Source organism: Leptospira alexanderi serovar Manhao 3 str. L 60 (genome assembly GCF_000243815.2).
Classification (GTDB): Bacteria; Spirochaetota; Leptospiria; order Leptospirales; family Leptospiraceae; genus Leptospira; species Leptospira alexanderi.
Genome location: NZ_AHMT02000030.1, coordinates 56,560 through 80,000 on the forward strand (window position 1 = coordinate 56,560; position 23,441 = coordinate 80,000).

Below are 23,441 nucleotides of genomic sequence, written 5' to 3' on the forward strand. Positions count from 1 at the left end.
TTGTTAGGCGGAGCGCAGTCTGCGTCGGAATACCGACTTGAAAAAAGTTTTCGCCTTCGTTTATATATCTTTTCCGGACTTGTGGTGTTTACGCTCGCCTCGTTTATCTTTCAATTATTCAATCTACAGATTCTCAACGGGACAAACAATGCGCTCAAAGCGGAAAAGTTCGTGAGAAAGAGTGAGATCATGCCGGCCGCGAGAGGGCAGATGTTCGATCGTAATTTTCTCACTCCGGAAACTTCCATGGCTCTGGTTTCGAATTATTCCTCCCTAGATGCAATCTTAAACACGTCCTTGTTCAAGTACGATCCCGCTTCCGTAAAAGCGTTTATTCAGGAATTTGCGCGAACACTTTCGATTCCGATCTCTTATTACGAAAACGAACTGATCGAGCCTCGTTTTTCGAGAAACCTAAAGGCCAAAAAGCCGATCGTTCTTTTGGAGGGAATTACTCCCGCTCAGCAGGAAAGAATATCAGTGTTTGATAATATATCTAAATACATTATTCTCCTGCCTTCTCCTAGAAGAATCTACAAAATGGGCCCGGCCCTCGCTCACGTGACCGGTTATATCGGGAAACCGACGCAGAGGGATCTTCTTTCCGGGGAGATCAAATCGTATCAGTATCTCGGTAAAAACGGACTCGAACTCGAATACGATTCCGAACTTCGAGGCGTCGACGGATTTAGAATTCAAAAGCGAAGCTCCGAAGGAAACATAGAAGAAGAGCGCGTTGTGGAACATTCTTCACCCGGAAATAATTTGATTTTAACGATCGACAAGGACATTCAGATCGCCGCTCACAAAGCGCTCAAGGGAAGTAGGGGAACCGCGATCGCAATCAAAGTTTCCACGGGAGAAATTTTGGCGATGGTCTCCAATCCTAGTTACGATCCGAATATACTTTCCGGAAAAAATAAGGCGGATCGAACCCTGCATTTCAAACGAGTTAAAGACAATGGAGGATTTTTAAATCTTGCGATCCAATCCAAGTTTCCTCCGGCTTCTACTTATAAAACGTTAGTTGCACTTGCGGCATTGGAAAGTCAGCACAAGATAGGGTACACTCCGGAGACGACGTTTTCCTGCAATGGAAGTTTTGTGTTGAAATCCACGTTTGCAGGGGTACCGGATCAGGTGTTTCTATGTTGGGAAAAGGGAGGTCACGGAACAAATGATCTTGCGCATGCGTTGCAGAAATCCTGTTCGGTATATTTTTACAATCTTGGATACAAACTCGGTTCCGACGCGATTTTAAACTATTCCAGGCTCTTCGGATTAGAAAACAAATCCAAAGTGGATCTTCCGGGAGAAATTACGGGTTTTGTCCCATCCTCTGCGTGGAAAAAAAGAACGTACGGAACCAAGTGGTTTGACGGGGATACGATCAACTTATCGATCGGACAGGGATTTATCTCAACGACACCGATGGGAATGGCATTATTTTATATGGGACTTCTCAATCGTGGACAAATCTATCAGCCATATCTGGTGAGTGAGATTCGAGATCCTGTGGATAACTCCATCATCAATAGAACTACTCCTCAAATACTCAGAGATATTCCGATCAATCAGTCTTCCGCGGAAGCGATTAAAGAAGGGTTAAAACTCGTGATCAAAAGTGGGACTGCGTCATACGTCTTGAACAAGCCGTTCTTGCCGGATATCGCAGGAAAAACGGGAACAGCTCAGACGAGAAGAAGAGGGGCTTCCGGATCCAACCATGCATGGTTTGTAGGATACGCTCCCGCAAACGCACCTGTCAGCGAGCAGGTATTAATCGTAGTGTTTGTAGAATACGGGGTCGGGGGAGCGGCGGGGGCCGCTCCTGTGGCGAGAGAAATGTTTCATGCGGCATTTCCTCCGGGAACGTTCAAGAAATCGCAAGATATAACGTTGCCTTCTTCGACGGGACAGGAGGGAACACTTGAAGCCAGATAAGTCCATAGAAAAGATCGATTACTTTTTAGTGATTTCGGTAGTGATCGTCGTTCTTTGTAGCGTGACGACCTTATACAGTCAGGAGGTCAATTTCGAAGACGGGCCCGGAAAATGGTATCGTCAGCTGTTTTATTTTTTCATCGGACTTGTAATCATGTATTTCGTGTCGAGGGTCAACTATCAGTTGTTAGGTGCTTATGCGCTTGTGATCTATGTGTTCACGATTTTCTTACTGATAATTACGTTAATTCCCGGAATCGGATACTTACCTTCTGGAAGAGGGGCCCGTTCTTGGCTCAAGATTGGACCTATCGGAATTCAAGCTTCGGAGTTTGCAAAGTTGTCCTCGGTGATTTTACTGGGTCAATTTATGGTCTTAAAGGAAAAGGATATGAAGAACTTAGTTGTTCTTTCGATTCCGTTCGTAATCGTGATCGTTCCGATGGTGTTTATTCTGCTACAACCTGATTTCGGAACCGCGGTTTCTTTTCTACCGATTTTGTTTACGATGCTCTTTTTCGGAGGAGCGGATATCCTTCACATAGGATCTTTATTGGCGTTCGGAGGAATTACGCTCATGGTTCCCATGTTCGTGGAATATTCTAGACTAACTTTGATAAACGACATTGCTGACTTCTTACAAAGAACCGGAAAAACGGACCTTTTATCCGTGGTTAATCGACTGGGGGGAAAGATATGGCTCGCACTTGACGGAAAAGACGTAAAGACGGCCAATCTTACGCCGAAAACGTTAAACTCATTGCGGGAAGCGGTGGATCAGGTTGTCGAAATGGAGGGAGGATTTCTCTTTAAGATTTTCTCCAATCAAACTCTGCTTTTGACTTTTGGGGCAATCTTTTTGATTGCCAGTCTTGTGATGGTGGGAATCCGGATTGCCAGAGGAAGCAGAACATTAAGACAATATTATATACCTTTGGGAATCTTGGGGATCAGTTTGATCTCCGCGGTCGTAGTGATGAAAATCGTTCCCTTTCGAGAGAACCAGGTGGTTCGGTTGACTGCGTTTTTGAATCCTGAGGAATTCAAACAAGGAGCGGGATACCAACTCAGAGCTTCGAAACCCGCGGTCGGATCTGGTAGATTTTTCGGAAAGGGTTTGATGAATGCGGAGATGACGGAAGGAAGAATTCCACATGTTCCCGAATCGAGCACTGACTTTATTTTTGCTTCTTGGGCCGAGCAGACTGGGTTTTTAGGATCCGTATTTTTATTATTCTTTTTATTTTCGATTCCGCTCAGAGGATTGCAGATCAGTTACGAAAGTAAGGATAGATTTGGATCTTTACTTGCATCCGGAATCGTCGCGTTGCTTTTTTATCACATGGCGATTAACATTGGTATCGTGATCGGGCTTATGCCCGTGACCGGGATTCCGTTGTCGTTTATGAGTTACGGAGGATCGCATTTGATCATGTCCATGACTGCGGTCGGAATTATACTTTCGATTAAAAGCAGAAAACACGCGAACTGATCTCTCGGTGCAACTATCTATTAACTCTATTTTACTTTTTCGCAAAGTAATGATATCCTGGTAAATTTTCGTTAGGCATAATTGCGAGTTCAGAATCGTCAATCATTTACATATTAATCAATGTTTAAGAAAACTTACAATTCGATTATCGATCTCATCAAAGACATCGCTCTTTTAAAGTTCAATAGGACCAAAAGTCGCGGTACTTCATCCATCCTAACGGAATCTTCCAAAGATGTGTATGCTAATTCTTGCGCTGAGATCGCTGCCCGATTTGTGGATCTGGGTTTTTCATATGCGAAGTCCATGAAAAGCATGACCAAGAGGGAAAAAAACGTGAAGTATATCGTTTCCTTCCATAGTAGTTCATATAATATCAAAGGTAAATATGTCCTTGTTGTATGCTAGTGCAAAAGTTCAGGATACTGAACTGAAAGATTGGCGTAAGCTCCAAAAAAGACCCTACCGTTCGGACGGTTCGGTTGCGGGAGGACTGTTTCATTTGCTTACAGAAAATACAACCTCCTCATTATGGCGGAATATTGCAGCCCCCGAAACTAGAGCGGGTATGTTATTCGAAATTGAGCAGGATATCCGCGAGATCGTACTTCCATACTTTGCGAAATTTCAAAACGCTCAAACGTTAATTACACAACTTGCAACCAAGGATCTTCCCGCATTTAGCATAGGCGATCAAGTGGAATACGCGTTGTGTTTCTCCGGCTCAAACGCTGCTCAAAAGATTATCGACCGTTTCTTAAATGAAAGGATGGATCTTCTCCCGGCTGTCCACGAAGCATATACAAAAATGAAAAAGGATGGTCCGCCGCCTTTTTTTTCATAGATTCCGTTGATGCTCTCGCGTTAGTTTCATTGTCTTATGGTCTGAAAGTCGCTTAAATCTGTAAGAACGTTTTCATTTCCCTGCGAACGAGGAATTGTAAAAGACCGCTTTTTAAACAAAATCGATCGTATAAAAAATCTCAAAAACGACCGATACTAAGAATGCGCCTATGGACCCTGTCAGAGATTCCAGATTCTTTTTCGATTTAAAACGTAAATTCGAAGTCATATTGGAAGAGGTTGAAAAAAGGACCTTCGACCAAAAGGATGAGATTCGGGAATTGGAAACCCTTTGGGAAGGGATGTTCAATCTCGCAGGAAAAAACGATTCTCCCTATTTTCAAATCCGTCTCAAAAACCTCAAAAAACAACTCGATACGTTCGTAAAAAATAAAGGCTACGAAAAAAACGAATTCGATAAAATCTTTCATCAGCTCGGCAAGATGAAACGGACAGATTCCGTAGAATTTTTGGACGAGTCCCTTAGAAACCGTCTCGGAAGGATCGCAGAAAATCATTATTCTTCCGGGGATATGGTTTCTTCCGGAGTTGTACTTCCTTCCGCGACGAATCAAAAAGGAAAACAGTATATTACGTTCCGCTGTGGAACGATTTATTTTATCACCGATCGTTCTTCTTATACCATTCTTAAGAATTTGGATCGAAGAAAGAACACCATCGAGTACAAAGGGAAGGTTTATAGAATTTTTCCGAATTCTTTCGTTTACGGTCTTTCCGAGGAAGAATACAGGAACGAAAACTTCCTTACCATGAATTTGTTGGTGCTTAAAAGGAAATCCGGTTTCGAGTTTTATCGTTTCGATACGTTATGTGAAATATTACAGATCAACGAAGGAACGTTCTTAAAGGGACTCAAGTCGATGAAAGGTTTTGAAGTTCAAGGCCAGGACAATCGAATCCAAAACTACTTCCGAAAAGCGGGAGTTCGTTATTATTATATTCCAACAGAAAAAGTTTAGAATTTTTGAATATTATTTCGATTTTCGTTTTTCGACTTTGGAATCGGTCTTGATTTCATTCCTAAAAATTCAATCCAGTTTAGAGAATACGGTTCCTGCCGCCGAGATCGAGATTCTTTGATATTTTGCATACGCTGCCACGAGAGAAGAACGAATCGCCCTTTTATCCTTCAAGCCGGACTTTGCCACCGTAGAAGCTAACGCTTCCAAAAGATACGCTTCCGGTGCCATAAAAGTTCGTGTCATCGCAATAGGTTTCGCACCAACCGAACGTAAAACGGGTCCGAAGTATTTTTCACTTTCGCAAGCAAGGACTGCGACCGATTTGGAAGAGCGAGGCGAATTTTTCAAACTTGGAGGCAACCGATCCATCAAACGATTGTGACCCGCCCAGACTAAAAGGTCCGCATTATTTTTTCCTGCGGTCGCGTTTAAGAAGTCGACTAACGCGTTGTCGATTTTGTCTCCCGCGTATGCGTAAAATAAAATGAAAACTTTCTGTTCTCCCTTTTGGGGAATTCTTTCCACTGTAAGTTGTCTCAGAATAGAAGAGTCGGGTTGGCCTTCCTTACGATCTACAATTTGATAACCGGAGGCCCTTTTGAAAAAAGATTCCACCCCGAAAGCGGCTCCCCAGTAAAGATTTGCTACCAGCGAACGAGGGTCTCCCGCTTTTCCTTTCCCGCAGGCGAGTTGCGCCCCGTCGCACAAAGGAACAAACACTTCTATCTGAGTTGCATCTATGGAAAAGAATGCGAAGAATACAAGGGTCCAAGAAAAAATGCGGGATCGGGACATCTTTTGTATTGTGAAATTTGTTTATGATGGGTCTATCAAAAAATATACAATAAGTATTCTCAAATCGGATCGTATATCTACAACCAACTTGGATTGACATGCTGATAACGTCAAATCGACGGTAGTTTACCGCTCTATTGGAAATTTTAAATAAGATTTTATTCCTGTTTGATCCCGTGGAATTTGCACGAGGGGCGCTGAAGATTTAAGGAACTTTCCCCAATCGTTTTTGGACAGTTGGTTGATTGGGAACGATTTCTTTAGATGATTTTAAAATTAGGGAATTTAAAAGTAACAGAAAGAAGGATCCGGAGAAAGGATTTTCCTCCGGAGAAAGTTTTTTAGTCTTGAGAATCTTCGAGAAGATTGTTCAGACTTTCAATCAGAACATCCACTTCTACACCGTAACCCATACAAACCTGTTCGATCGTTTCGAGCTCGTTGATAGAACAGTGGGAGCAACCTCCTAAATGGTAACTTGAAAAAACAAGCCCTGCCTCGGAGTGAACGGCCATAGCCTCACCTACCGTCATTTCCTTATAAAATCTTGGCTTGACCACTTCTGTCATTGAATATCTCCTATCATTAAAATAAACGTATTGAAAAGAAATTTTACGGGATACCTTGTTTCTGCAAACTGCGAAGAACACTGAGGTTCGTCTCGTAAACTATAGAACCGTCTTAAATTTGCGGTTACTTCCAATATATAGACATGGGGAAGAAAGTCAAGAGCTATGTTTTTTGAAGAATCAGGAAGATTTTATATTCGAATCGAGGAGCGTTTTGAATCCTCACATTTCCTCTACAAATATTTCCCGGACGGTTCGGACGAACCTATACACGGACATTCTTGGAAAGTGGAACTCTATCTTTCCGGAAAAAAAATATCGGTGAGGACGGAATCAGTTTTGATTTTCTGACTTCCAAACAGAAACTTAAGGAACTCGTAGGAAAGTTGGATCATATACTGATTAACGAGTTGGAAGAATTTAAAAAGATCAATCCAACTTCCGAAAACATTGCGCGTTGGTTTTACCATTATCTCAAAGAGAGTGTACATTCTGCCGGGGGAAGAGTGGATAAAATTGTCATTCACGAAGGTCCAGAGAACCTCGCCTTTTTCGAACCAACATCACTTCCGTAAGAATTGATGTTGCGAAATCGCAGCGGTAGCGTAGCGATTTGCTCATAACGTAGTTGTGAAATCATCACTTCCGTAAGAATTGATGTTGCGAAATCGCAGCGGTAGCGTAGCGATTTGCTCATAACGTAGTTGTGAAATCATCACTTCCGTAAGAATTGATGTTGCGAAATCGCAGCGGTAGCGTAGCGATTTGCTCATAACGTAGTTGTGAAATCATCACTTCCGTAAGAATTGATGTTGCGAAATCGCAGCGGTAGCGTAGCGATTTGCTCATAACGTAGTTGTGAAATCATCACTTCCGTAAGAATTGATGTTGCGAAATCGCAGCGGTAGCGGAAAGAAGGGCGTATTTTGTTTTGGAAAAAAATAATTTACCCAGCCGCTTTTTGCGACTGAGTGAATCATTTTTATTTTCCAATAGAAAAATGGCATGAGGTTTTCATTTTCTTTTAGGAAACATCCTTCGTTTTTATTTTACGTAGAGTTGATCGAAAGAAGCTCCGTCTGCAAAATGATCTTTTTGTGCTTTATGCCATCCGCCGAAATGTCCGTCCACAGTGATCAGGTCCAATTTTGGAAATTTTCCTTCGTGCTTTTTCAGAATAGCTTGGTTTCTCGGACGATATCCGTGTTTTGCGATGATTTCTTGTGCCGCATCTGAATAGAGAGACTTGAGATACGCCTTTGCCGTTTCTAAGGTGCCGTGTTTTTCCGCGTTCTTTTCTACGATCGCGACGGGCGGTTCTGCGAGAATACTCAACGACGGAATAACGACTTCGTATTTATCCTTTCCAAATTCTTCTAGGATAAGAAAAGATTCGTTTTCCCAGGCGATCAATACATCTCCGATACCGTTTTGAGCGAAAGTGTTGCTGGAACCTCTGGCTCCCGAGTCGAGAACGGGAACGTTCTTATATAAGGTTTTTATAAAATCTTGAACCTTATTCGTATCGTTATTGAACTTTTTCTGAGCGAAAGCCCAAGCGGCGAGATAATTCCAGCGCGCTCCTCCGCTCGTTTTGGGATTCGGTGTTATGACGCCGACTTTGGATCGAACTAGATCGTCCCAGTCTTTTATATTCTTGGGATTTCCTTTTCTGACCACAAATACGATCGTGGAAGTATAAGGAGTGCTATTGTTCGGAAGGCTTTTTAACCAATCCCTGGAGATCAGGCCTTTCGAAGCTATGATGTCGATATCGTAGGAGAGTGCGAGGGTAACGATATCTGCTTCGAGTCCGTCGATCACAGACCTAGCTTGTTTACCGCTTCCGCCGTGGGATTGATTGACTCTTACCTCGTCTCCCGTTTTAGATTTCCAATAACTTGCAAAAAGCTTGTTATACTCTGCGTAGAGCTCTCTCGTAGGATCGTAAGATACGTTGAGCAGGTTTACGTCCTTTGAGAAAAGTCCGGCGCTCGCGTTCGTCATGAGGAGAGCGATTACAATTGATTTAAGAATTTTTGTTTTCATATTGATTCCCTATTTTTGATTTTTTGAATTACATTGCAAATTGAACGAACAGGAAGAAGCTGTAGGACTTATGGTCTAGCGTGTATCTGTCATTAACGTTCGGGGCCCAAGGATTGACTCTTGCGTTTCTTACCGAATCTCCTGCGAGTAAATAAGATCCGCCCGTCCAAATCGAGACGTAATCTTTGAGATAGAATTGGTAGATTAAATCGAATTCGTAGAAAAGACGTTTTCCGCCTCTTTCACCCAGCTTATAACCGCCGAATGCGGAACCGGTCGTGTTTTCCGTAGTAAGTCCGGTATTCGGGGTGCCACCCGAAGAATACCATGCGTCATTTTCAGAAGCTTTTTGAATATCGTAAGCGACGAAGATAAATCTACCGTAGTTTGCGGAGTTATACATCAGGTGAACGGATTTGGTTCTTGTATTCGACCAGAAAGTAGCGTTTACGATTCCGTTTCCCGAATCGAAGTAAGGGAAACCTCCGGATCTTGTTGCAAAAGAAGCGTCGTAGGTAGCGACCTTGTTATCGGTTCGATTGGGATCTCCCGAACCGATCGAATATTGAATACCTACGCGAAATCGATCGAAGAAAGTATATCCCGTTTGAGCGATGAAAAATTTGGAATCGTATTCCACGTTTTGGGTATAGATTCTTTGAGACTTCGGATTTCCATCCACGGTTTGTTTGAGAGTGTCCCAACCCGCGTTGATCTTTTGACCGTTGTGACCGTATTGCCAGGAGGCTTCCAAGGTCCAGTCCCAGGCTTTCGTCTTGGGTAAACGGTTGTTCTCCGTTCTATTTGTTAAACGAAATCCGACGGTGTTCAAGTCGTCTCTTTGTCTGGTTCTATCCAAACTCGTGGTAGGGTTCGGACCTTGTTCCCATTTTTTGTCGATATTGAAATAATAGAAATCCACGAGGAAGTCTTCGAATTTTACCGTATTGTATAAACCGGAAAGGTAAGTGTCGTTGACGGTGCCACGTTTGACTCCGTTTGCGGTGTTGTTACCGCTACCCGCGTTTGAGTCTTCCGCTATGATGGAAGTGAATGCTTCTGAGTTGAAATACTTGGAGTTGTATTTTACACGAGCACCGTCGAAAGAGTTTCCTGTCTGACCGTCATTTCTACCGCCGACATATCTATTATCTCCGAAACCGAAGATTTGCCTTCCGATGAAAACTTCGAAACCTTCCGCAAAGTTTTTTAATTGTACAAAACCTTCTCTTAGGTCTGTGTTGTTTTTGATGCTCACGGAATTTGTGGCGGTTGGTGCGGTGCTTAATTCGGCACCGGCCGAATTGGAAAGTCCCAGATAGCCGAGTTGACCGTCCTTACGAGATTGTTCGCCACCGAAGACGCGAACGTCTTGGATTGTGACTTTTGCGGCAACGTAAGGGTTCGGATCTATGGCAAAGAAAACCTGGGAGTTCTGAGTCGCAAAGTTTCTATCGTCCTGAGTTCGTTTATCAAAATCAGCGTTGTGACTGTAATCGAAACGGGGACGAACTTGGAAACCCGCGCGGAAAATATCTCCGAACCAGAGTCGATCCGTTTTTCTCACCGCGTCTTGGTGTTCCGGAGAAAGAAGCATGGACTTCATAAATTCTCCGGGGAGTTTTCCTTTGTATGGACTTTTATAAGGCTCTTCTTTGGCGAGTTCCTGTTGGATTTCAGGAATTCCTTTTCCATCGTTTGCTTGTTCTTCGTATTTTATATTGGAAGGCGGATCTAAATTGAGAACTGGGCCGGGTGTAGACTTTTTCTCTTTTACAATGTCCTGCGAAAATAAGCTCAATGGAATAGCACAGAGGAAAAGAATTCCTGCCGTCATTTTAATTTTAGTATGTTTCATCTAAATTCTCCGCTTGGAAATTTTTACCAGAAAGAAGGTTTGAATCTCTACAGTCAATATGAAATTCATCATATTAGAAATATTTCTTATATTTAAGAAAAATATTCGTATTTATGGAGAATATTCTTCTAAAAGAGTTGGAATTCCGTTTTATTTGATAGGTGAAAAGTGTCTTTTCTAAAGTACAAACAGATTCTTAGAGTGAGTCAAATGTTTCTTATTATAAATTAATATGTTTAATAATTGAACAAAGGTGTTTGATTGTAGTCAATTTTGAATAAAAGATGGAAAAGGAAGGGTGCCAAATTCTAAAAAAGGATCTTTCGATTTCTTTTGATTCTCTTGCAAAAATAAAAAGTTTCCTCGTTCTAGAGTTTGGAGCTGGAAAACATTGTTGGAGGTTTCCATTGAAAAAAACGGCTCTTTAGAGTTCGTTTTAAAATTTAGAAAATCGAAACAAGAATGGTGCCATTTTATTTCGGCAAAGGAAGGATTTTCTAAGATTTTGGAAGTATTAAAGTTTGGTCTCGAAGATACATTTTAAGAAACCAAGACGTTAATTGCAGATTTTTTATATGCTCCATCCGATTGAGGGAAAAATTCCTGAGTTTTCAAAAAGATTTGGTCCGAGAGGAAAGGTTGGTCCGTTTTTTCCAACTGGTCTCGGGCTTTTAATATTATAAAAATATAATATATGGCGTAAAAAGACCTTCTTTTATACATTGAAAACAGAAATCTTGATTCGATCGGATTTCGTTTAGAAATGATTTCGAATTTTACCTACAAAGAATTTTCCAAAGACTTATCGAAAAAACTTCGGATTGTTACTGATTATAAGGCGAGCTTTGAATTATTTTTCCGGCTTATAAAATCGGCTGAGCAAAATTTAGAGGATGGATCGTCTTTTATTGTCTACTCCCAGGCGGATGCAATTCCAAAACTGGCTTTGAAAAGTGTGTTTAAGGAGAGTAGGGAGGAAGAATCATACTACAAATTACGAAGCGTTTTCCTTGGAACGGAATCGAAAGGAAATTTTGAATATTCGTTTTGCTTGTCAGGAAATCGGGTTTCGTAAGAATCATCCCATGCAAATCATACAGGGGAAATGGAAAATTCCTCACGCGGCAAGAAAACCATTCGTATTTTTTTTAGTCTTTTTATTCTTATCCATACAGTTTCGATTTTTATTTTCAGATCAGGTTCCTGATTCCGTCTCCTTACAGAACCAATATCTCATTGCACAGGACTATCGGGTTCTATTTAAGAATTTTCTCTCTTCGGGGTACGATCGTTCTTTGCAGGGAGGAAGTCCCACGTTTTACTTTCAAGCTCCTTTTTTCTTTTTCCTCGTTTCATTTCTTCATACGTTCATTTTATTTTTTTTTCCTTTTGGTGTTTCTTTCAATTTAGGGATTCTACTCATACTGTTTTTGTTTTCATACGCGTTTTTGAAATTGGGATTTTTATTTCTCACGGAAACTAGTCTTAGGCCGGGAAATGCTCTCATTACGATGACCGGACTTATGTTCTACTTCTTATATCCCGGAGATCGTATCGTTGGTGCGGGAATTGTGGGTGTTTTTCAAAATTCGATTTCCTTTGTCGTTGGGTTTGCGTTTGCATTGCTTTCGATTTATTATCTGGAAAAGTTTCGTTATACGGGAAAGGTTTCTTCTTTTTTTAAGAATCTGATTACGGGGTCTCTCGTATTTTACGCACACTACGAAATGTCCTTGTTCTATGTGATTACGTTGGGACTTTACTTTCTCTTTTACAAAGACGAGTTTACGATCTTTGAGATTTTGCTGATCCTTTTGTTTCCGTTACTGTGCGCTTCCCCCATATTATGGAATTATTTTGCGTATGTTTCGTTTCAACAAAACCCGCCGATTTCTTTTCCAATCAACGGACTTTTATCTCTTTTTGGGGAAGAATTTTCCAATACAAGTCCGGAAAAGTTTGTGGATATAATCAAACGGATTTTGATTGATCAGTACTGGATTCATCTATTGTTTCCGATTTTATTTGTGATCGGAATTCGATTGCTCTTTATCAGAAAATTATTGCCTCCGATTTCCAGATTTCTGATTTTCGGAACCCTTTTTTTTTATTGGATGGCGACGGATTCTTCGTTGTCTTTGATTTTTCCGTGGTTGCACGTTAAGTGGTATACGGCTCTCAACGTATCCCTCGTTTTCTTGACTTTTTCCGCCCTTGTGACCGCGAGATTTTTTTTGAAGAATCTCCCGCCTGGAAAATGGAAACTTTGGACCGGTTTGATTTTATTCATCCTGGGGTTATATAGATTTATCATCACGATTCCCGGACCATCCACTGGAATCGAAAGTCTTTCCATAAATCCTTCCCCCGTGTGGAGGCAAAAAGAAGAATGGATTCGGGTCTTTGAAAAAACTGCCTACGGGGCCTTGATTGCGTCGGAAGAAATGATCGAAGAATACGGTTCGCGGGATTCTCGTTGGGTTTCCGTGTTGATCCGCCAAGCAGTTAGACGAAATATCACTTTGCAGAATCGTTTCGAACATTCGTTCTTTTCTTCCGCGGAAGAAATCATTCGATTGTTTCCTAGACAAGGATTTAAGTCTTCTCTACACAATGAAGAAAAAAGAGAAAACCTACATTCGATTCGGACAGAAGAAAAACTTTCTGAATTATTTTTAAATCTCCTTTCCGAAAGAGGCGTTTCGTATGTTCTACTTAGATCGGATGCGTTGAATCGAATCGTGGCTGTGTCGCCACAATGGTTCTCGATGATCTATAAAAAAGGAAAATGGACTTTATGGAAATTGAATTCTTCTCGGCCTTTTATGGAATTGCTTTCTCGGAAACCGATTGCGCTCCTTATGGAAGGAGATTCTCTTCAAAAAAAATCGGAATTTGGATTGGAAAATCTGCCAGAGCCGATTCTGGATTTTAAGTTTCAATGGAACGTTTCTTTGGTTCCTCTGTCCAAGGAGGAGTTTGAATCGAATGAGATTTTCTTTTCAGGAGCTTATGAGGTCTCTCAACTTCGTTCTTACTTTCAAAAAAGAGTCGAAGAGGATATGGACAAGAAAAACGAAAAGAAACCCGACACAAGGAGAGAGAAAAATGCGTCGGTTCTTTTGTCGTCTGAAATCGATCCTCTTGTTTGGAACGACTCCGAAATCAAATGGGAGCTTTCGAAAGAAACCGAATCGGATGTTTGTTTTCCTATACTTATCCGCTCCGGTTTTTTTCCTATTTGGAAACTTGTATCCGGGGAAAAAGTATATCGGACTTTGGAAGGTCAATTTTACTTCTGTTCTATGGAGAAACAAAATAAATTCGTATTTTATGATATTCGCACGTATTTGATTACTCTCATTCAATTTCTGCTTCCGCTTTCGTTTTTTGGGGCCACGTTTTTAACGTACAGGAAAATATCCAATTGATATCCTTCCTGTCCGATTCACGAAAAGCTCCTTTCAGAAAAAGGAAGTTTTTTTCCAATTCGCTTCTAATCGGATTTTCGATCGCCATACTTTTCGTTTTGTTTTTTGGAGATTCGGAAACTTCGATCGTAAAAGTTGTTCTTTCTGCTTTGGAAGGAGGTTTAATCGGAGGACTCTGTGATTGGTTCGCCGTATGGAAGACCTACAAAGCGATCGAAGAAGACAGCTCCAAACTATCCTCCGAAATCGGAAACTGGGTGGCAGACGATCTTTTGCATCACGAAGTAATTCGTTCCAGAATAAAAATGGTTTTGGAAGATCCTTCAACTCGGGACGAGGTTCATGAGGTTTTACTGGAGACTTTCGGAGACGAAGAAAAAACGAACGAGGTATTAAACCGACTTTTTTCTAAAGTGGAAGAGGAAATCGTTCAATACGTAGTTCATTATCAGTTTTCCGGGACCGATGTCGAAATATTGAAGGAATTAAACCGACAAAAGGAGATCATAGACACGATTAAACTTCTGATCGGAGAATCCATGATCAAAGTCGCCGATACCGAGGAATTCAAATCCCTTCTTAAAGAAATATTAGGTAAAATGCATTTGGTGGCCCAGGTCGTTTTAAATTTAGTCGTCGATTTCCCGAAAAAGTTGAAAGAATATGGAAATCACGTCAAACAAGGATTGATAATCGAATCCAAAGACGAAAAAACCATTGAAAAATTGGTCAATCTTATGGCCGCTTCCGCGGAAACATATATTTCATCTTGGAACGAATTGAATCTGGATCAGAGAGAGAAGGCGGTAAGATCCTTGATGGGATTTTTAAAGGATCAGGCTAGTCGACTTTTGGGAACTCTCGTCCAAAAACATCTTCAAGAAATCGGAGAGATTAAAACCTTACACGAATACGCTCCTCTCCGTTCCATTTTTGAGTTTGTAGAAAAACGTATAGATGAGGGAGTTTCCGGTTATATCGGAAAACAGATCACCAACAGACTGCAGAGTTTGGATCCTAAGGATCTGAGAAAGAATTTGGAATGGAAAACCCGGAATGTCTTAGAAACGATTCGGATTAATGGAAGTATTTTGGGATTTTTTTTAGGAAGTGTCACCGGGCTCGTAAAATTCTTTTTTTGGAATTGAAATTCTAAGTGTTATGGGAAAGTTTTTAGAAAACTTTGAACGTAGTAGGGAATGCTCATATATATGAAGTGCAGTTTGAAATACATTAGAGTTGTTGAAAAATTCCATGATTCAGATTAGTAAAACTGCTTCAAACGTCCATTTCAATAGGGCAGAAACGGATAGAGAATTAATTTTTCAACAACTCTATTGTATGCAAATACTATAATCAATAAATGAAAAAGAAGATTCGAAATATTGCTGCATTGCCCGGGATTTTACAGGATATTAAAGATTATGTTTTCGATTTATGTAATATACGAATCGTAAATCTTCAAATGGAAAATGAAAGTTCGGAATATGGGGCTTGCACCTTTGATATTGGAAATTTAAAGATTACTTTCCGACTGGCGAAAATAACTCCTACTAAAATTGGTCAGTTTGTCACACTATGGAAACGAAATGGTAAAGGACATATTCAACCTTTTGATATTCATAATTTAACGGATTACGTTATTATTGGGGCGAAAGATAAAAATCTTTCCGGTCAGTTTATTTTTCCAAAGCAAGTTTTATGCGATAGAGGTATAATCTCTGATAAAAAAGAAGGTAAGAGAGGTTTTAGAATTTATCCTTTATGGGATTTTCCAACTAATAAACAGGCACAACGGACTCAGAAATGGCAATTGGATTATTTCTTTGAAAACTCTAAAGCGAAACCAGTGGATATTGTTCGTGTGAGAAACCTTCTAAATATTAGAAATTAGAATTCCATAAAACTGAATTGTATGAAGGTAGATTCTAAAATTGTTTTATTTGATGATATGCAAGTAGGTCTTTGCGTAATTGCGATTTTTCTCTATGTTATAAGTTTCTAATTTTATTTTCACTGAAAAATATTAGAAAGAAATGAAGTAGGTAGACACTCAATTTTGGAGTGTCTTAGTCAGTTTGAGTTTCGAGAGGAAAATCGAGCCCTTTTTTCAGGGGAATCTAGAACAAATTCATTCAAAAACTGCATGTTGTAATAAAATGAAAATTCCATCGGATAGAATTTAATTTTTCTTGTTTTGAAAAACTATTTCGTATAAAAATAACTTAAAATTGCGCTTTGAATTTTCAAACGATCCGATTCAATCTCTACGGATATGGATTCAAAAAAAATAAATTTTAAGGATGTAGACGATTACATCAGTCGTTTTCCCGAAAATATACAGAAAATTTTAGAAGGATTGCGATCCGTTATTAGAAAATCGGCGCCTAAAGCTGAAGAGAAAATCAGCTATCAAATACCAGCGTTTGTGTTTCATGGCAATTTAGTCTATTTTGCCGCGTATAAAAAACATATCGGATTTTATCCGACTTCGAGCGGGATTCGAGCGTTTCAATCCGAATTAACGAAATACAAAACCTCGAAAGGCGCCGTACAGTTTCCGGTCGATCGACCTTTGCCTCTTAAATTGATTGCAAAAATAGTTAAGTATCGGGTAAAAGAAAATAAGAATAAAAGATTATAATGATATTTGAATACTTAAAAAGAGTAATGCTACCTTGATAACTATTTTTTTGTAATGGATCGCTCCGAATTGTTTTTATGAATCTTACTCGGAACCGTATGAAACAGTATCCGGAATTCCGTCTTTAAAACGGGGATTCGTTTCGAAATTCATGGTATTCTATTCTGTAGAAATCGCTAATATTAGAGTTGCTTGAAAATTCCGTAGTTCAGATTGATAACACCGCTTCAATTGCCAATTTCTATGAAACAGAAACTGACGAAGAATTAATTTTTCAACAACTCTATTACAAGAAAATGGGGATTTTCCTATGATCACTACGAGCTCAAACGATCCGGAACGCGCGAGAACCATCAAACTAGCTAAGAAAATTTTAATATGCGTTGTTAGAAACAGAAGCGGCGGATCTTGATAAACTTAAGATGACAACTTCTTTAAATTATGATTTGAGGCTGTACGGAGACGACATTGATGATTTATGGGAGGATATCGATAAATAACGTTCGAATCGATTGGTCGTCTTTGAATTTTAAGGAATATTTTACTACTCGGACGCATAAAAAGAATACTGTAATAAGTTTGTTTCAAAAGTTAGAATGTTAGATCTTCTTTAAAAAAGTCAACAATTCTGGATTCGGTGCAATTTTGTGAGGACTTCTATATCTCTGCAAAAAACGCCCGTTAATTCTTGGTACCATTTTCATACGTCCGAGTAGTAATGAGTTTCATTCGGTAATGTGTTTGTTTTGCTCATCCGTTTACCCGTGATTTTAAGTTTTGTTGTGATAAAAATGATATTTAGATGGATACGGGTTTCGATAAACGTCGATCTTTTTCAGCCGAGTTATTTCAAAAAAGGGAAGAAAGATTTTAAAATAGGATATTTGATTACGGCGGCTTTTAGCGGAAAATGGGAGAACGCATTTACCGATTCCGTTCCAGTCGAGAAAGAAATTCAAGACTGGCAGATTCGATATTGGGATCGATTTAAAAGAATGTATAAGTTGAGAAATAAGAATTTGTTTTGATACTAGTCTTTCGTTTTTATTTTACTTCTAATTAGCATAAAATTCGTTAAGTCGACTTTGATTTCACTTTATTTTTTGGAAAAGCTGAGAATTTCTCGAGCAATCAAATCCAGATTTGTAGAACCAAGTTCATCTTCCAAAACTCTCTGAGCTTTTTCATAAACCTTGGAAAGGATCGGTTGGATTGCGTGGCCGCAGATACATTTCTTATTCGGGGATTTAGAGTGCATCTGGAAAATCTTTTCGTCTATGGCTTCGTAGATTTCCTTCAAGTTAATGGCCGAAGGAGTTTTTGCAAGAACGTAACCTCCATTCGGTCCCATTTGATTACGCACGATTCCCCGGTTTTTAAGGAGAGATAAAATTTTACGGATCACAACGGGATTCGTATTTACGCTTTCCGCAAGTTCTTCGGAAGTTTTCGTTTTACCTTCTCCGAGAGAAAGAAGGGAAAGAATATGGATAGCGACTGTAAATCGGCTTGTCATATCTGTAAAACTTCTGGTTACAGAATATAGAAAATAAGAATCCGTGTCAAGTCAAAGCTTGTTTCCAAAAAATACTTGCCTCGGATTCTTTGAATAGGAACGATGCGGCGATGTTTCAGAATTATCTTCTTCGATTTTTAGATCCTAAGTTGGAAAAGGAATTTAGATCCTTTCTCAGAGACCATGTCGCAGTATTCGTCAGAATCGGAGCGATATCGGCGGTGATCGGATACATTGCTGTCTTTTTACTCTTTTACGATATTCTTCTCATTCGGGATCATCGGGTTCTTTGGATCCTGGAAGGAAGCGTGACTTTCGGGCTAGGACTTTCCCTTTCTACTTTGAAAAGATTCCGGTCGACTATGGTTCCTCTTTCCATCATAGTCAATACGATTGCTGGTTTAGTCGCGGTTTACGTCGGCTTTGCCTTCATTCGGAATCAACATGCGATCTTACTCACCATTCTGATCATCATCTCGTATTATGCGTTTTTGGTTCTGAGAATCCGAACTTTGCTCGCGTTCATCGGAACTTCTACCTATCTAGCCGCGTATCAATATGTGCTTCTTATGGACGAAAGTTTGGATTCCCAGAACAAGGCAATTTACAGTTTTCTAATATGGTTTTCCGAGTTTTTCGCGGTTATTGCGGGTTACACTTTGGAGCTGACTACGCGCAAATTGTTTTTGCAGGCAAAAACAATCGACACACAGACAAAAGATTTGGAAAAGGAGAAGGAAAAATCGGATCTTCTTTTGCGAAACATTTTTCCCGACGAGATTGCAAATCGATTGAAGAACGAAAAGTCCCAAATCTCCGAATACTTTTCCGAATGTTCTATTTTATTTGCGGACATCGTTGGTTTTACCCTTCTTGCGGCCCGTAAAACGCCGAAAGAACTAGCGGGACTTCTGGACCGATTTTTTTCGAGACTCGACGAACTTGCGGAGCGTAGAGGGGTGGAAAAGATTAAAACGATTGGGGATGCGTATATGGTTGCGGCGGGAATTCCGATCCCCTGCGAGAATCATATTCAAAGAATTGCGAATCTTGCCTTGGATATATTAGAAGAAGTGAATACGAATGAGGAATTGGTCCGGGAGGATTTAAATATTCGAATCGGAATCCATTCCGGGCCAGTCGTTGCCGGAGTGATCGGAAGAAAAAAATTCATTTATGATCTGTGGGGAGATGCGGTCAATCTTGCTTCTCGTATGGAATCCCACGGCGTTCCGGGAAAGATTCACGTAACGGAAGAATTCTATCTTGCCGCTTCTCCTCTCTTTCAATTGGAAAAAAGAGGGGAGGTGGACATCAAGGGAAAGGGAGTCGTATCGACTTATTTCTTGATGGGCGAGTTGATTAACAAGGAAGATCGATATGAACGGGAAGATACTGAATTGAAGTGCTTCCCTGACTGAACCATTCCGGAACAGCCCTTCTCCAAGAGATAAATTGGGGAGTTTCGAGATGTTTCTTTCTCGCTGTCTCGTTCTTATATACTTCCATAAATAAGAATCTTCCCGGATCTCCGTCGCCTTGAAGTACGTCGAGCCTAAGGATTCCTTCTTCCGTATCAAGAGATTCTTTTGCCATATCGTAGCTGATTTTTTTGAACTCTTCGATCTTTTCGTCTAAAACTTTATAAGAGGATACGATTACGATCATAAGTTCAGAATTTACGAATGCTTTCCTTTTGGGAAGAAAAATCCTCCTTGCTCAAAACGACAGTGATTCCAAGAGTTTTCAAAATGAAATTGAACACTAAAATAACGGAGATGTTAGGAATCGATTTACCAATTATCGGAGCACCTATGTTTTTAGTCTCGTATCCGGATTTGGTCGTGGCGGTATCCGAAGCAGGCGGGATCGGTTGTTTCCCTTCTCTCAATTATCGTTCTCCGGAACAACTGAAAGAAGGCCTTCAGGAAATCCGTTCTAGAACGAAAAAACCGATCGGCGTAAACTTGATTCTCCATAAGTCGCACAATCCGAATTGGCCCAAACAATTGGAAGTGATCTTGGATGCAAAGGTGGAACTTTTGATCACAAGTTTAGGAAGTCCGCGTACGGTAGTCAACGAAGCCAAAAGTATAGGTTCGAAAGTATTCTGCGATGTGACTACGCTCAAACATGCCAATATTGTTGCGAAGGCGGGTGCCGATGCCTTGATTGCGGTTGCACAAGGGGCCGGCGGTCACGCTGGAAATATTTCTCCTTTCAGCCTTTACCCTTATCTCAAAAAAGAAACCGGCCTTCCTCTGATTGCGGCGGGTGCCATTTCAAGCGGGGCTCAGATGCTCGCCGCTTTTGCGTTAGACGCAGATGCTGTTTATGTAGGGACGAGATTGATTGCCACTCCGGAAGCGATGGCCTCCGAGGATTATAAGCGAATGCTCATCGAATCTGGCCCGGAAGAAATCGTGTATACCGAAAAAATTTCTGGAATTCCGGCCAACTGGCTCAAGAAATCGGTGGAGAAGGCGGGCGATCTTTCGCATAGCGGACAGTCTCAAAATTTAGATCAGGAATACAAACGTTGGAGGGATATTTGGTCTGCTGGACACGGAGTCGCTCAGATCGAAGGTTTAATTCCCGCCAAGGAATTGATTTTGGGAATGGCAAAAGAATATCAAGATATTCTAAATCGATTGCCTCGTTGATATTTCGATCAGAAGGCGGTTATTATCTTTTTGTCTCCTGATCGAATTTTATGTTTTATGATTTCGAACTATGCTCGTAGGAAAAAAAGTCTCTCTTGTGATTTATTCGGGGTCGCGCTTTTTTTGGTCTTTATGTCAATATTATATATTTTAAATATTCTATAGAACATTATTCGATGTGGATTCGTTTCGGTTTTTTCGAATATTTCCTATGGGAACGATCATTTGGTCCGCGATCTTTTGAGTTTTTTTCTTTCTTATGGGATAAAAAGAAACGTTCTTCCTGGAAACGGAGTAGAACTTTTTTAGATTTCGATTTAAGGCGAATTCGAAAATTGGGATTTTTTTGGGACTAAAACTTAGATTTCAATTTCATGTTGAGGTTCGGAAAAAACTTGCCATTGAGGGTTCAGTCTTTATTCTTTCTATATGCGCGGCATTTTTAAGGGAATATTGGGAATCATTCTTACAGGATTCCTTATGGTTCAGTGCGAAAAAAAAAGCCCTTCTCCGTCCGTTTCCGCAGAAACGTACAAAAGAGTTGCCGAAGCGTATTGCTCTCAGATGAGCCGTTGTAAAGAACCCTATCTTTCCTCTCTTGAAGGAAAACTCAGAAAGGACGCCGCTTTAACTTACCCTGATAATGCGCAATGTTACAGCGATTTTAATTACGATTACGATAAGTCCGAACCGATCGTTTTGAAAAAACTCAGCGATAGCCTGAAGTTAGAGGCGGAACTTTGTATTAAAAGTGTGGAACGTGCGGATTGCGGTTCTATCGTAACCTATCAAATTCCAGAATGTGTGGAGTACAACACTTTTTTAGAAACGATTTCCACTTCTTCTACAAAGTAAGAATTTTGTTTTCAAGAGATAAAATTTTTTGAAAGCATAAAACTCTATAGAATGTCGTATTCTGTATAAGTTACGACAATATCAAAGAGATCTTAACGGCGATTTGTGGAAGAATAAGGTTACGGCTTAACGAATTGTTTTGTTATGGACAACTCAGGTTGACTTGAACTTCGGAACGAGGCGCGTTTTCCGGCACTGTAAAGACGGTTTCTCTCACCACGGTTTCCGGATAGCCGTCCACTCTGGCAAGATCCCCAATACAAAGAAGTCTATATTCTCCGGGATGAATGTACTTCATCTTTGTAGAGGCGCCTTGGACGGGAGAAGCGATCAGAGGGAGCCTTGTATTGATGTCCGTTTCGGCAAGACGATATACCCCGTAGTAGTGGGTTGTGGAAGCTGTTCCGCCTAACACCGTCAAGCTGGAGGCGATTTCGGGGCGAATAATGCGTGAACGAATCAGAAGGTTACCTCCCATATCGGATTCTCCTTTATGGTTGCTGTCGGGTTTCCAATCACTGATACCCACTAAGGTTCTTACGCCTCCTATGCTCGAAACGTAAGAATGTATCATCAGGTTTTCTTTCAGATTCATTCTTACTTCTAGGATATAAGGATCGAAGCCGGGATACACGAGCATATCCTGGTCTCCATTCTCCACTTTGTAGAGTATTGGAAACACCAGAGGCGGATACATCGTTTTCGTTGTGGAATCAACTCCCGGTTTGTAACTCAATCTAGGAACGATATTGATTCCGGGAACTCTGTAGTTGTCGAATAGAGTGAGGTTGGAAAACGTAAGTCCGGGTTCCGTCGCCCAAGCGGTCACCAAAGATCTTAGATACAAACCTGTATAATAGAATTGAACCGGACCGTTTCCAAATGCGCCCCAGTCTGTAGCGGAAGTTGGATCGTTTGACGGGTAGGCAACTCCTTCTCCATTGAAAAATTGAATCGCTTTGATTTCTCCGTCGTTTAAACGACAGGAATTCGAATTGGTAGTGTATGGAATCGTGCAAAAAACCTGTCGGTTCGGAGCGATCTCGTCCCAAAATTTCTTTGTGTCTTTTACGTTTTTAATCAAACTCAGATCGAAAGTGCCTTCTTGATATTTCGTCGACATGCGGATTTCTCCGATGTCTATAAAGATCGGTAGGTTTTGGGCTAAGGGAACTCCGGCTAAACCGAAGGCAGGATCAGAGCCCTCTTCTCCGTTTGTGTCTTGGTACAGTTGCCCGGTTCCGCCGGAATAGGCTTCGAATCCGATCGGGTTATCGGTGGCATAAGTTCCTTTAACGAGCAGCAGCATTCTCTGGTTGAAGAGAGTACTGATTACCGGATATTTGGAACCTTTTCCGTGCCAGTCGCCGACTTTACAAAAGAACATTAAAAAAACGGAAAGTATAGGAAGGAATGAGAAATAGGATCGTTTCATAAAAATACGCTCACCATCAAACCGAACTGGAAAAATTCTGTATCCACAACCCGATAATAATTCGGATTACTCAGTCTGGGGTCGTTGTAAGGACTGGAATAATAATATTTCGTTTCTGCAGGAGCATCCAATCGTGATTCGTAGATCCTATTGTAATCGATCCGAATCCCGATTCTGATTTTTTTTCCGGCTACAAAACTCGCTTCTAAACCCATTATTATCATAGGATCCCAACGGGAAGTGTTGGAAGGTCTTGCGACTACGAAAGCCTCTCCGCCACCGGCACGAAGAATGAATGAAATAGGAAGATCGATCGGAAGTTTATAACCCAAGGCGAGGTAGACCGGAATCGTGGTTAAACCCC

General features: G+C 40.7%; 21 protein-coding genes and 1 pseudogene (1 of these 22 running past the window's edge). 14 read left to right on the forward strand and 8 right to left on the reverse strand.

What is annotated here, in order from left to right:
- The 5 genes from mrdA to LEP1GSC062_RS10465 all read left to right on the forward strand — a co-directional run bounded on the left by mrdA (window position 1) and on the right by LEP1GSC062_RS10465 (window position 5,259).
- On the forward strand, window positions 1-1,944 hold the full coding sequence (mrdA, locus tag LEP1GSC062_RS10445) for a penicillin-binding protein 2 (protein ID WP_010577770.1): 1,944 nt from the start codon (window positions 1-3) through the stop codon (window positions 1,942-1,944).
- A complete protein-coding gene (gene rodA / locus LEP1GSC062_RS10450) occupies window positions 1,931-3,436 on the forward strand; it encodes a rod shape-determining protein RodA (RefSeq protein WP_010577771.1) in 1,506 nt (501 codons plus the stop codon). The genes mrdA and rodA overlap by 14 nt, the downstream gene beginning before the upstream one ends.
- Before the next feature lie 120 nt (window positions 3,437-3,556).
- Window positions 3,557-3,844 carry a hypothetical protein gene (locus LEP1GSC062_RS23630; protein ID WP_010577772.1) on the forward strand — a complete coding sequence of 96 codons (288 nt, stop codon included), beginning with the start codon at window positions 3,557-3,559 and terminating at the stop codon, window positions 3,842-3,844.
- Window positions 3,825-4,280 (forward strand): uracil-DNA glycosylase family protein, encoded by a 456-nt coding sequence (locus tag LEP1GSC062_RS10460; protein WP_020984224.1) that lies wholly within the window; start codon window positions 3,825-3,827, stop codon window positions 4,278-4,280. The genes LEP1GSC062_RS23630 and LEP1GSC062_RS10460 overlap by 20 nt, the downstream gene beginning before the upstream one ends.
- A 169-nt stretch (window positions 4,281-4,449) precedes the next feature.
- Window positions 4,450-5,259, forward strand: a complete 810-nt coding sequence (locus tag LEP1GSC062_RS10465; RefSeq protein WP_039941772.1) for a hypothetical protein — start codon at window positions 4,450-4,452, stop codon at window positions 5,257-5,259.
- 69 nt (window positions 5,260-5,328) lie between these two features.
- Here the strand turns inward: LEP1GSC062_RS10465 and LEP1GSC062_RS10470 are convergent, their stop codons facing one another.
- Window positions 5,329-6,057, reverse strand: a complete 729-nt coding sequence (locus LEP1GSC062_RS10470; protein ID WP_010577775.1) for a hypothetical protein — start codon at window positions 6,055-6,057, stop codon at window positions 5,329-5,331.
- A gap of 341 nt (window positions 6,058-6,398) precedes the next feature.
- Window positions 6,399-6,626 (reverse strand): disulfide oxidoreductase, encoded by a 228-nt coding sequence (locus LEP1GSC062_RS10475; protein WP_002632917.1) that lies wholly within the window; start codon window positions 6,624-6,626, stop codon window positions 6,399-6,401.
- Between the two features lie 165 nt (window positions 6,627-6,791).
- On the opposite strand from LEP1GSC062_RS10475, the pseudogene LEP1GSC062_RS10480 reads away from it, so the two are divergent.
- Window positions 6,792-7,201 (forward strand): annotated as a pseudogene (locus tag LEP1GSC062_RS10480) (6-carboxytetrahydropterin synthase).
- 469 nt (window positions 7,202-7,670) lie between these two features.
- Here the strand turns inward: LEP1GSC062_RS10480 and LEP1GSC062_RS10485 are convergent.
- Window positions 7,671-8,675, reverse strand: coding sequence for a sulfate ABC transporter substrate-binding protein (locus tag LEP1GSC062_RS10485; protein ID WP_010577777.1), 1,005 nt, complete (start codon window positions 8,673-8,675; stop codon window positions 7,671-7,673).
- Between the two features lie 28 nt (window positions 8,676-8,703).
- A complete protein-coding gene (locus LEP1GSC062_RS10490) occupies window positions 8,704-10,533 on the reverse strand; it encodes an alginate export family protein (protein ID WP_010577778.1) in 1,830 nt (609 codons plus the stop codon).
- A 1,085-nt stretch (window positions 10,534-11,618) separates the two neighbouring features.
- On the opposite strand from LEP1GSC062_RS10490, the gene LEP1GSC062_RS10505 reads away from it, so the two are divergent.
- From LEP1GSC062_RS10505 to LEP1GSC062_RS10525, 5 genes are all read left to right on the forward strand, one after another.
- Complete coding sequence (locus LEP1GSC062_RS10505) at window positions 11,619-13,964, forward strand: hypothetical protein (RefSeq protein WP_020984196.1); 2,346 nt, start codon at window positions 11,619-11,621, stop codon at window positions 13,962-13,964.
- Window positions 13,961-15,112: a DUF445 family protein gene (locus LEP1GSC062_RS10510; RefSeq protein ID WP_020984259.1), complete on the forward strand. Its 1,152-nt coding sequence runs from the start codon at window positions 13,961-13,963 to the stop codon at window positions 15,110-15,112. The genes LEP1GSC062_RS10505 and LEP1GSC062_RS10510 overlap by 4 nt, the downstream gene beginning before the upstream one ends.
- 215 nt (window positions 15,113-15,327) lie before the next feature.
- The gene (locus tag LEP1GSC062_RS10515; protein ID WP_010577782.1) at window positions 15,328-15,858 is read left to right on the forward strand and encodes a MepB family protein; all 531 of its coding nucleotides are present in this window, start codon (window positions 15,328-15,330) and stop codon (window positions 15,856-15,858) included.
- A gap of 381 nt (window positions 15,859-16,239) precedes the next feature.
- Window positions 16,240-16,608: an iron chaperone gene (locus LEP1GSC062_RS10520; RefSeq protein WP_010577783.1), complete on the forward strand. Its 369-nt coding sequence runs from the start codon at window positions 16,240-16,242 to the stop codon at window positions 16,606-16,608.
- Between the two features lie 791 nt (window positions 16,609-17,399).
- Complete coding sequence (locus LEP1GSC062_RS10525; RefSeq protein ID WP_020984177.1) at window positions 17,400-17,636, forward strand: hypothetical protein; 237 nt, start codon at window positions 17,400-17,402, stop codon at window positions 17,634-17,636.
- Window positions 17,637-17,704: 68 nt separating this feature from the next.
- Here LEP1GSC062_RS10525 and LEP1GSC062_RS10530 read toward each other — a convergent pair whose 3' ends face one another.
- Window positions 17,705-18,124, reverse strand: a complete 420-nt coding sequence (locus LEP1GSC062_RS10530; RefSeq protein WP_010577785.1) for an Rrf2 family transcriptional regulator — start codon at window positions 18,122-18,124, stop codon at window positions 17,705-17,707.
- Window positions 18,125-18,234: 110 nt separating this feature from the next.
- On the opposite strand from LEP1GSC062_RS10530, the gene LEP1GSC062_RS10535 reads away from it, so the two are divergent.
- A complete protein-coding gene (locus LEP1GSC062_RS10535; protein ID WP_020984261.1) occupies window positions 18,235-19,545 on the forward strand; it encodes an adenylate/guanylate cyclase domain-containing protein in 1,311 nt (436 codons plus the stop codon).
- On the opposite strand, the gene LEP1GSC062_RS10540 is transcribed toward LEP1GSC062_RS10535, so the two are convergent.
- Complete coding sequence (locus tag LEP1GSC062_RS10540) at window positions 19,487-19,792, reverse strand: putative quinol monooxygenase (protein ID WP_010577788.1); 306 nt, start codon at window positions 19,790-19,792, stop codon at window positions 19,487-19,489. The two genes, LEP1GSC062_RS10535 and LEP1GSC062_RS10540, sit on opposite strands and share 59 nt — an antisense overlap.
- A gap of 17 nt (window positions 19,793-19,809) precedes the next feature.
- Here LEP1GSC062_RS10540 and LEP1GSC062_RS10545 point away from each other — a divergent pair, with 17 nt between their 5' ends.
- Window positions 19,810-20,787, forward strand: a complete 978-nt coding sequence (locus LEP1GSC062_RS10545; RefSeq protein ID WP_010577789.1) for an NAD(P)H-dependent flavin oxidoreductase — start codon at window positions 19,810-19,812, stop codon at window positions 20,785-20,787.
- Window positions 20,788-21,216: 429 nt separating this feature from the next.
- A complete protein-coding gene (locus LEP1GSC062_RS10555; protein WP_078124494.1) occupies window positions 21,217-21,642 on the forward strand; it encodes an LA_2478/LA_2722/LA_4182 family protein in 426 nt (141 codons plus the stop codon).
- A 142-nt stretch (window positions 21,643-21,784) separates the two neighbouring features.
- On the opposite strand, the gene LEP1GSC062_RS10560 is transcribed toward LEP1GSC062_RS10555, so the two are convergent.
- Together LEP1GSC062_RS10560 and LEP1GSC062_RS10565 are read right to left on the reverse strand one after the other, a co-directional pair.
- Window positions 21,785-23,077, reverse strand: coding sequence for an LIC11270 family surface protein (locus LEP1GSC062_RS10560; protein ID WP_010577791.1), 1,293 nt, complete (start codon window positions 23,075-23,077; stop codon window positions 21,785-21,787).
- Window positions 23,074-23,441 carry the final stretch of a hypothetical protein gene (locus LEP1GSC062_RS10565; RefSeq protein WP_010577792.1) on the reverse strand. It continues 457 nt past the right edge of the window, so only the last 368 of its 825 coding nucleotides appear in the window; its start codon lies off the right edge, out of view — the gene reads right to left on this strand; it ends in the stop codon at window positions 23,074-23,076. Before LEP1GSC062_RS10565 ends, LEP1GSC062_RS10560 begins: the two co-directional genes overlap by 4 nt.

What these genes read in the sequence shown, in the direction of transcription:
- LEP1GSC062_RS23630 (WP_010577772.1), top strand. Translation starts at nt 3,557, where the DNA reads ATGTTTAAGAAAACTTACAATTCGATTATCGATCTCATCAAAGACATC.
- LEP1GSC062_RS10460 (WP_020984224.1), top strand. Translation starts at nt 3,825, where the DNA reads ATGTCCTTGTTGTATGCTAGTGCAAAAGTTCAGGATACTGAACTGAAA.
- LEP1GSC062_RS10465 (WP_039941772.1), top strand. Translation starts at nt 4,450, where the DNA reads ATGGACCCTGTCAGAGATTCCAGATTCTTTTTCGATTTAAAACGTAAA.
- LEP1GSC062_RS10470 (WP_010577775.1), bottom strand. Translation starts at nt 6,057, where the DNA reads ATGTCCCGATCCCGCATTTTTTCTTGGACCCTTGTATTCTTCGCATTC.
- LEP1GSC062_RS10475 (WP_002632917.1), bottom strand. Translation starts at nt 6,626, where the DNA reads ATGACAGAAGTGGTCAAGCCAAGATTTTATAAGGAAATGACGGTAGGT.
- LEP1GSC062_RS10485 (WP_010577777.1), bottom strand. Translation starts at nt 8,675, where the DNA reads ATGAAAACAAAAATTCTTAAATCAATTGTAATCGCTCTCCTCATGACG.
- LEP1GSC062_RS10490 (WP_010577778.1), bottom strand. Translation starts at nt 10,533, where the DNA reads ATGAAACATACTAAAATTAAAATGACGGCAGGAATTCTTTTCCTCTGT.
- LEP1GSC062_RS10505 (WP_020984196.1), top strand. Translation starts at nt 11,619, where the DNA reads ATGCAAATCATACAGGGGAAATGGAAAATTCCTCACGCGGCAAGAAAA.
- LEP1GSC062_RS10515 (WP_010577782.1), top strand. Translation starts at nt 15,328, where the DNA reads ATGAAAAAGAAGATTCGAAATATTGCTGCATTGCCCGGGATTTTACAG.
- LEP1GSC062_RS10520 (WP_010577783.1), top strand. Translation starts at nt 16,240, where the DNA reads ATGGATTCAAAAAAAATAAATTTTAAGGATGTAGACGATTACATCAGT.
- LEP1GSC062_RS10525 (WP_020984177.1), top strand. Translation starts at nt 17,400, where the DNA reads ATGATATTTAGATGGATACGGGTTTCGATAAACGTCGATCTTTTTCAG.
- LEP1GSC062_RS10530 (WP_010577785.1), bottom strand. Translation starts at nt 18,124, where the DNA reads ATGACAAGCCGATTTACAGTCGCTATCCATATTCTTTCCCTTCTTTCT.
- LEP1GSC062_RS10535 (WP_020984261.1), top strand. Translation starts at nt 18,235, where the DNA reads ATGTTTCAGAATTATCTTCTTCGATTTTTAGATCCTAAGTTGGAAAAG.
- LEP1GSC062_RS10540 (WP_010577788.1), bottom strand. Translation starts at nt 19,792, where the DNA reads ATGATCGTAATCGTATCCTCTTATAAAGTTTTAGACGAAAAGATCGAA.
- LEP1GSC062_RS10545 (WP_010577789.1), top strand. Translation starts at nt 19,810, where the DNA reads ATGCTTTCCTTTTGGGAAGAAAAATCCTCCTTGCTCAAAACGACAGTG.
- LEP1GSC062_RS10555 (WP_078124494.1), top strand. Translation starts at nt 21,217, where the DNA reads ATGCGCGGCATTTTTAAGGGAATATTGGGAATCATTCTTACAGGATTC.
- LEP1GSC062_RS10560 (WP_010577791.1), bottom strand. Translation starts at nt 23,077, where the DNA reads ATGAAACGATCCTATTTCTCATTCCTTCCTATACTTTCCGTTTTTTTA.